Raw genomic sequence first — 6,124 nt, forward strand, 5'->3', positions numbered from 1 at the left:
GGGTCGCGCCGCCAAGCGTTGTCCCGTAATCCCTGGTGGGTCGGCGCGCGGGGTCGGACGCGGCGCATCGCAAGGCGGCGGGGCGCCGTAGCTGACGCCGCGCGCCCACCGGGGATTACGGGACGGCCCTTGGCGGGCTGCGCCTGTCCGCAAGCGCCGGACGGGCCGCACACGCGGCCCGTCCGGCGATCAGGGTCGGACCGGTCCGCCCGTCAGCCGTCCAGTTCCTCGATCGTCGCCGTCGACGGGCCCCGCTCCGACTGGAGCCCCCGTGCGACGTCCTCCGCCGCGCGCAGCACCCGTACGGCGTTGTGCCAGGTCAGCTTCGACAGGTCCTCGGGGGACCAGCGGCGCGCGAACAGTTCGGCGATGAGGTTCGGGTAGCCGGCCACGTCCCGCAGGCCCTCCGGCGTGAACGCCGTGCCGTCGAAGTCGCCGCCGATGCCGATGTGGTCGATGCCCGCGACCTCGCGCATGTGGTCCAGGTGGTCGGCGACCGTCGCCGCCGTGGCCGTCGGGCGCGGGTGCTCCTCCTCGTAGGCCCGGTGGATCTTCATTCCGGCCTCGGTGGTGTCCAGCGGGTGCGCGCCGTGCGCGCGCATGTTGTCGTCGGCGGCCTTCGTCCAGGCGATCGCCTCGGGAAGGATGAACTTCGGTACGAAGGTGGCCATCGCCACGCCGCCGTTGGCCGCGAGCAGCGCCAGTACGTCGTCGGGGATGTTGCGCGGGTGGTCGCAGACGGCCCGCGAGGAGGAGTGCGAGAACAGGACGGGCGCGGTGCTCGTGGCGAGCGCGTCGCGCATCGTCGTGGCGGCGACGTGCGAGAGGTCGACCAGCATGCCGGTGCGGTTCATCTCGCGTACGACCTCGTGGCCGAAGGGCGACAGGCCGCCCACGCCCGGCTCGTCGGTCGCCGAGTCCGCCCACGGGAGGTTGTCGTTGTGCGTGAGGGTCATGTAGCGCACGCCGAGGCTGTGCAGGGCGCGCAGGGTGGCGAGGGAGTTGTTGATGGAGTGGCCGCCCTCGGCGCCCATCAGGGAGGCGATCCGGCCCGTGCGGCGGGCGTTCTCCATGTCGTCGGCGGTGCGGGCGGCGGCGAGGTCGCCGGGGTAGCGGGCGATCATGCGCCCGACGACGTCGATCTGCTCCAGGGTGGCGCTGACCGCGGTGTCGCCCGCCATGTCGGAGCGTACGTACACCGACCAGAACTGCGCCCCGACGCCGCCCGCCCGCAGCCGGGGGATGTCGGTGTGCAGGTGCGCCGACTGGTCGTCGGCGATGTCGCGCCGGTCGAGGTCGTAGCGGACCTGCTCGCGCAGGGCCCACGGCAGGTCGTTGTGCCCGTCGACCACGGGGAAGTCCTCGAGCAGTTCGCGTGCCTGCTCCAGATAGTCCTCGGCGCCCATGGTGGCCCTCACTTCCCGAAGCCGAAGGCGTCGTGTCCCGCGACCTTCGCGCGCAGGCGTTTGCCCTTGTCCGTGGCCTGCTCGCCGAGCCTCTTCTGGAAGTCCTCCATACGGGCCAGCAGCTCCGGGTCGTGGGCGGCGAGGATCCGCGCGGCCAGCAGACCGGCGTTCCGGGCTCCTCCTACGGAGACGGTCGCGACCGGCACCCCGGCGGGCATCTGGACGATCGACAGGAGCGAGTCCATGCCGTCCAGGTACTTCAGCGGTACGGGGACCCCGATGACGGGCAGCGGGGTGACCGAGGCCAGCATGCCCGGCAGATGGGCCGCGCCGCCGGCGCCCGCGATGACCGCCTTCAGTCCGCGTCCGGCCGCCCGCTCGCCGTACTCGATCATCTCGCGCGGCATCCGGTGGGCGGAGACGACGTCGACCTCGTAGGGGATCTCGAACTCGTCGAGCGCCTGGGCGGCGGCCTCCATGACGGGCCAGTCGGAGTCCGACCCCATGACGACGCCGATGAGGGGAGAGCTCATGTGGTGATCGTTCCTCGGAGGTATCCGGCGGCGTGGCGGGCGCGCTCCAGCACGTCGGCCAGGTCGTCACCGTAGGTGTTGACGTGGCCCACCTTGCGGCCGGGCTTCACGTCCTTGCCGTACATGTGGATCTTGAGCTGCGGATCGTGGGCCATGCAGTGCAGATAGGCCGCGTACATGTCGGGGTAGTCGCCGCCGAGCACGTTGCACATGACCGTCCACGGGGCGCGCGGGCGCGGGTCGCCCAGCGGCAGGTCGAGGACGGCCCGGACGTGGTTGGCGAACTGGGAGGTGATCGCGCCGTCCTGGGTCCAGTGGCCGGAGTTGTGCGGGCGCATGGCCAGCTCGTTGACGAGGATCCGGCCGTCGGCCGTCTCGAACAGCTCGACGGCGAGATGGCCGACGACACCCAGCTCGGCGGCGATCCGCAGCGCGAGCTGCTGCGCCTGGCCGGACAGTTCCTCGGAGAGACCGGGCGCGGGCGCGATGACGGTGTCGCACACACCGTCGACCTGGCGCGACTCCACGACGGGGTAGGCGACGGCCTGACCGTGCGGCGAGCGCACGATGTTGGCGGCCAGCTCCCGGACGAAGTCGACCTTCTCCTCGGCCAGGACGGGCACGCCGGCGAGGAAGGGCTGCTCGGCGTCGTCCTCCGACCGGGTGAACCACACGCCCTTGCCGTCGTACCCGCCGCGCACCGTCTTCAGGATGACGGGGAAGCCGCCCACCTCGGCGGCGAAGGCCGCGACGTCGGCGGCGTCGCTGACGATGCGGTGGCGCGGGGCGGGCACTCCCAGCTCGGTGAGCCTGGCGCGCATCACGCCCTTGTCCTGCGCGTGGACGAGGGCGTCGGGGCCGGGGCGTACGGGGATGCCGTCCGCCTCCAGGGCGCGCAGGTGCTCGATCGGGACGTGCTCGTGATCGAAGGTGATCACGTCGCAGCCGCGCGCGAAGGCGCGAAGCGTCTCCAGATCGCGGTAGTCACCGACGACCACGTCGCCCACCACCTGCGCCGCGGAGTCCTGTGGGGTATCGCTGAGGAGCTTGAATCTGAGGCCGAGGGGGATGCCCGCCTCGTGGGTCATACGGGCGAGCTGACCGCCGCCGACCATGCCGACTACCGGGAATGTCACACACCCAGGGTATCCGGCGCCCGGCCCGGGCCTCTCGTCCGGACCGGGCCGGGGCGGCGCAGCGGCACCGCGGCGGGCCGGCGCGGCGGCACCGGGCGCGCGACCGCGCCGGGATCCGGACGACGGACCTGAGCCGGTCCGGTGGTTAGAGTGGGCCGGTCGGTGGCGTCGCGGCGTCAGGGGGATTCGGCCGACAAGACTGCGTCGCCGGCGTCACGGACGTCTTCGACGGAACACCGACCGGACGGGGCTGAGCGGCCAGATGACTCCCGCGCCTTCGCAGCGGCAGACCCTGCGGGAGCGGCTGACCCTGCTCACCCGTGAGATCGCGAAGTTCGGTGCGGTCGGCGGGGTGGGCCTGCTGGTCAACCTGGCGGTCTTCAACCTCGTACGGCACACGACCGATCTCCAGGTGGTCCGGGCCAGCATCCTGGCGACCGTCGTCGCGATCGCCTGCAACTACGTGGGCTTCCGTCACTTCGCCTACCGGGACCGCGACAAGAGCCGCCGTACGAAGGAGCTGACGCTGTTCCTGCTGTTCAGCGCGGTCGGGCTGGTCATCGAGAACGGTGTGCTCTACACGGCGACATACGGGTTCGGCTGGGACGGGCCGCTGCAGAGCAACGTGTTCAAGTTCCTCGGCATCGGCGTGGCGACGCTGTTCCGCTTCTGGTCCTACCGCACCTGGGTGTTCCGCAGGCTCCAGCCGGAGCCGGAACTGGCGACCGTGGGCGACGGGCCGCGCGGTCCGCAGCCCGGCCGGGTCATCTGACGGTCTTCTTCGGCTCCTTGCGCACCCGTACCTCACGGCTCAGGAACAGCGCGAAGACCGGCGGCTGCTGCTGGAGCAGTTCGAGCCGCCCCCCGTCCGCCTCGGCCAGGTCGCGGGCGACCGCGAGCCCGATGCCTGTCGAGTTGTGCCCGCTGATCGCGCGCTCGAAGATCCGCGACCCGAGGTCCGCCGGTACGCCGGGACCCTCGTCCGTCACCTCGATCACGGCCTGGTTGCCGGTGATCCGGCTGCGCAGGGCGACCGTGCCGCCGCCGTGCATCAGGGAGTTCTCGATCAGCGCGGCCAGGACCTGGGCGACGGCGCCGGGCGTGCCGACGGCCCGCATGTGCTGGGTGCCGGAGCAGACGATGGCGCGGCCGGCGCTGCGGTAGGCCGGGCGCCACTCCTCCAGCTGCTGCTGCACGACGTCGTCGAGATCGAAGACGATCGCCGAACCGGTACGGACGTCGCGCGAGTTGGTGAGCAGCCGCTCGACCACGTCGGTCAGCCGCTCGACCTGGGTGAGCGCGATCGTCGCCTCCTCCTTGACGATGTCCGGGTCGTCGGTGGTGGAGATCTCCTCCAGGCGCATGGAGAGCGCGGTGAGCGGCGTACGGAGCTGGTGGGACGCGTCGGCGGCCAGCCGGCGCTCGGCGGTGAGCATCCGCGCGATCCGTTCGGCGCTGGCGTCGAGGACGTCGGCGACCCGGTCCAGTTCGGGCACGGCGTAGCGCTTGTGACGGGGGCGGGGGTCGCCGGAGCCGAGGCGTTCGGCGGTCTCGGCGAGGTCGGTGAGCGGTGACGCGAGCTTGTTGGCCTGGCGTACGGCGAGCAGGACGGCGGCGACGACGGCGAGCAGCGCCACCGCGCCGATGATCAGCAGGGTGCGGCCGAGTTCGCGGGTGACGGACGCGCGGGACTCCTCGACCGTGACGGTCTCGCCCTGCTCGCCCTGGGCACTGCCCCTGATGGCACCGCCCTCGGGGGGCGCGCCGATCTCGACGGTCGGGCGGCCCGGGATCTCGACCTTGGCGTACCGCTCGCCGTTGATCTGCTCCCGCAGGATCGCCTCGGTGACGCGCTCGCCGCCGAGCAGCCGGCTGTCGACGATGCTGACCAGCCGGACGGCCTCCAGGTCGACGCTCTCCTGGGCGCTGCTGCTGATGGTGCGGGTCTCGACGATGACGAGCGAGACCCCGAAGACGGCGATGACGACGAGCACCACGGCGAGCGTGGAGTTGATCAGACGACGGCGCACTGTGCCCTACCCTGCTCGGCCGGTCCGGTCCGGCGGCCCGGTCCCGCCGGATCGCCCGGCGGGGTCCGGGCCGGACCGCCCGGTCCGGCTCAGCTCTTCTCGAAGCGGAAACCGACGCCCCGGACCGTCGCGATGTACCGCGGGTTCGCCGCGTCGTCGCCCAGCTTCTTGCGGAGCCACGAGATGTGCATGTCCAGGGTCTTCGTGGACGACCACCAGGTGGTGTCCCAGACCTCGCGCATCAGCTGGTCGCGGGTGACGACCCGGCCCGCGTCCCTGACCAGGACCCGCAGCAGGTCGAACTCCTTCGCGGTGAGCTGGAGCTCCTCCTCGCCCATCCAGGCCCGGTGCGACTCGACGTCGATGCGGACGCCGTGCGTGGCGGGCGACACGGCCGGTTCGCTCGCGCCGCGCCGGAGCAGGGCCCGTACCCGGGCGAGCAGTTCGGCCAGCCGGAACGGCTTGGTCACGTAGTCGTCGGCGCCGGCGTCGAGACCGACGACGGTGTCCACCTCGTCGGCGCGGGCGGTCAGCACCAGCAGGGGTACGGAGTGCCCCTCGGAACGCAGCCTCCGGGCCACTTCGAGGCCGTCCATACCGGGCAGCCCGAGGTCGAGCACGACCAGGTCCACGCCGCCCTGGAGGCCGGCTTCGAGCGCGGTGGGACCGTCTTCGCGTACCTCCACCTCGTAGCCCTCCCTGCGCAGGGCGCGGGCCAGCGGCTCAGAGATGGACGCGTCGTCCTCGGCGAGCAGTACACGGGTCATGAGGTGATGGTAGTCCGCGCGGAGGAGCGGCCGGGCAGTGATCGCCGATGCCTGTGGCTCCCGCAGACGATTGGGCCACCTGCCTTCGAAAGAGGTTCGTGATCCGGGGGCCACCTGTGATCCATCCCTCAAGTCATTCCATATACCTCTCTGTCGTACTGAATACCGCTCTGTCGTGCCGTAGGGTGGCCTGGCTCTTCGTACGACCGGTTGGGGACCTTTCGCGGCTTGAGAGCCGGAGGTCCCCTTTTC

Annotated in this window: 6 protein-coding genes; 1 reads left to right on the forward strand and 5 read right to left on the reverse strand. The window is 71.7% G+C overall.

Going from position 1 to position 6,124, the window contains the following annotated elements; all coding sequences use genetic code 11:
* Positions 1 to 212: 212 nt before the first annotated feature.
* Genes GXP76_RS33330 through GXP76_RS33340 form a run of 3 tightly spaced genes read right to left on the reverse strand, consistent with a single transcriptional unit; the run spans position 213 to position 3,075 of the window.
* Complete coding sequence (locus GXP76_RS33330; protein WP_242575362.1) at positions 213 to 1,406, reverse strand: dipeptidase; 1,194 nt, start codon at positions 1,404 to 1,406, stop codon at positions 213 to 215.
* A gap of 8 nt (positions 1,407 to 1,414) precedes the next feature.
* The gene (gene purE / locus GXP76_RS33335; RefSeq protein WP_242575358.1) at positions 1,415 to 1,939 is read right to left on the reverse strand and encodes a 5-(carboxyamino)imidazole ribonucleotide mutase; all 525 of its coding nucleotides are present in this window, start codon (positions 1,937 to 1,939) and stop codon (positions 1,415 to 1,417) included.
* On the reverse strand, positions 1,936 to 3,075 hold the full coding sequence (locus GXP76_RS33340) for a 5-(carboxyamino)imidazole ribonucleotide synthase (RefSeq protein ID WP_308354279.1): 1,140 nt from the start codon (positions 3,073 to 3,075) through the stop codon (positions 1,936 to 1,938). Before GXP76_RS33340 ends, purE begins: the two co-directional genes overlap by 4 nt.
* Before the next feature lie 262 nt (positions 3,076 to 3,337).
* On the opposite strand from GXP76_RS33340, the gene GXP76_RS33345 reads away from it, so the two are divergent.
* On the forward strand, positions 3,338 to 3,847 hold the full coding sequence (locus tag GXP76_RS33345) for a GtrA family protein (RefSeq protein WP_242575359.1): 510 nt from the start codon (positions 3,338 to 3,340) through the stop codon (positions 3,845 to 3,847).
* Here the strand turns inward: GXP76_RS33345 and GXP76_RS33350 are convergent.
* Positions 3,840 to 5,105 (reverse strand): ATP-binding protein, encoded by a 1,266-nt coding sequence (locus GXP76_RS33350; protein WP_242575360.1) that lies wholly within the window; start codon positions 5,103 to 5,105, stop codon positions 3,840 to 3,842. The genes GXP76_RS33345 and GXP76_RS33350 overlap by 8 nt on opposite strands.
* An 89-nt stretch (positions 5,106 to 5,194) precedes the next feature.
* Complete coding sequence (locus tag GXP76_RS33355) at positions 5,195 to 5,872, reverse strand: response regulator transcription factor (protein WP_242575361.1); 678 nt, start codon at positions 5,870 to 5,872, stop codon at positions 5,195 to 5,197.
* Positions 5,873 to 6,124: the final 252 nt, after the last annotated feature.

Origin of the sequence: Streptomyces sp. NP-1717 (genome assembly GCF_022695985.1) — a bacterium.
GTDB lineage: Bacteria > Actinomycetota > Actinomycetes > Streptomycetales > Streptomycetaceae > Streptomyces.

What these genes read in the sequence shown, in the direction of transcription:
- GXP76_RS33355 (WP_242575361.1), bottom strand. Translation starts at nt 5,872, where the DNA reads ATGACCCGTGTACTGCTCGCCGAGGACGACGCGTCCATCTCTGAGCCG.
- GXP76_RS33345 (WP_242575359.1), top strand. Translation starts at nt 3,338, where the DNA reads ATGACTCCCGCGCCTTCGCAGCGGCAGACCCTGCGGGAGCGGCTGACC.
- GXP76_RS33330 (WP_242575362.1), bottom strand. Translation starts at nt 1,406, where the DNA reads ATGGGCGCCGAGGACTATCTGGAGCAGGCACGCGAACTGCTCGAGGAC.
- purE (WP_242575358.1), bottom strand. Translation starts at nt 1,939, where the DNA reads ATGAGCTCTCCCCTCATCGGCGTCGTCATGGGGTCGGACTCCGACTGG.